Genomic DNA, 1,231 nt, shown 5'->3' with positions numbered 1-1,231 from the left:
AGAGGGTGTAGACGAAAACAACATCTCGCGCGTTATGCTCTGATCGAAGCATGCGGACACGAGGTGGCAGATGGTGAAGAAGGCGCGAGGCGAGCAGCCGGGACGTCCGGGGCGCAAGCCCGTGTTGAACGCTGAGCACACGGCTGTGTTGCGTGCGATTACCCAAGAGCAACCGCACTCGTCGCTGGACGAAGTCACCCGCGAGCTGTTGCGACGTACGGGCGTCAAGGTCAGCACGGTCACTGTGCGCAAGGCGCTGCGCGAGGCCGGCATCCAGCGACTCAAGCCGCTGCGCCGCGCGGGCGCGCGGGCTGCGGTTCAGGGGAGCGCACCGACCCGATACGGCTACACCGCCGCACATCGCCGCGCCGATGGAGTCAGCGGCATGAACACCGACCTGACCGATGCCGAATGGGCGCTGGTGGGTGACCTGTTCGAGCGCGACGGCGGTCGCGGAGCGCCTGCGCGCTACGAGCGTCGCCAGATCGTCAACGCCTGCTGCTATGCGCTGCGCACGGGCTGCGCCTGGCGACTGCTGCCCAAGACCTTCCCGCCCTGGCAGGCGGTCTACAAGGCCTTCAGCCGCTGGGCCGCTGCCGGCGTGTTCGAGGCCATGCACGATCGGCTGCGCCAGCAGTGGCGCGATCGCATCGGCAAGGCCCCCGAGCCGACGGCCGCCATCATCGATGCGCAGAGCACCCGCAGCACGGCCCAAGGCGGCCAGACAGGGTTCGATGCAGGCAAGAAGGTCAAGGGGCGCAAGCGTCACCTGGTGGTCGACACGCTGGGGCTGCTGCTGGCCGTCACGATCACCGCAGCCAGCGTGCAAGATCGCGATGCCGCCGCACCCGTGGTTGCGCAAGCCTGCGCCAAAGTCCCGGGGCTGAAGAAGCTGTACGCCGACGGCGCCTACGGCGGCCAATGCGCCGCGGCCATCGAAAAGACACATGCGTTGAGCGTGGAGATCGTGCGCCACCCCGGCAACCGCAGCACCGGCACTTGGGTAGCGACCGCGCAGCAGCCCCTGTGGCCCGAGAGCCTGCCCAGCGGCTTCGTGGTGCTGCCCAAGCGCTGGGTGGTCGAGCGCACTCACGCCTGGAACGAGCGCGCGCGACGCCTCATGGCACACCACGATCGATCGGACTGGGCGCCGCTCGCATGGGTCTGGTTGGCCGAAGCGCGTATGCTCGCGACTAGACTGGCGACGTAGATCATTTCGTCTACACCCTCT

At 68.0% G+C, this 1,231-nt stretch carries 1 protein-coding gene; it reads left to right on the top strand.

All coding sequences use genetic code 11. The features are described 5' to 3' along the window. Positions 1–70: 70 nt before the first annotated feature. Positions 71–1,210: an IS5 family transposase gene (locus FFS10_RS22865; protein ID WP_137896898.1), complete on the top strand. Its 1,140-nt coding sequence runs from the start codon at positions 71–73 to the stop codon at positions 1,208–1,210. The last annotated feature ends 21 nt before the right edge of the window (positions 1,211–1,231 follow it).

Source organism: Ramlibacter sp. 2FC (assembly GCF_005503345.1).
Lineage (GTDB): Bacteria > Pseudomonadota > Gammaproteobacteria > Burkholderiales > Burkholderiaceae_C > SCMQ01.
Note: the sequence above shows the minus strand (reverse complement) of the source record. Positions and strands in the feature narration are given on the sequence as shown.

What these genes read in the sequence shown, in the direction of transcription:
- FFS10_RS22865 (WP_137896898.1), top strand. Translation starts at nt 71, where the DNA reads ATGGTGAAGAAGGCGCGAGGCGAGCAGCCGGGACGTCCGGGGCGCAAG.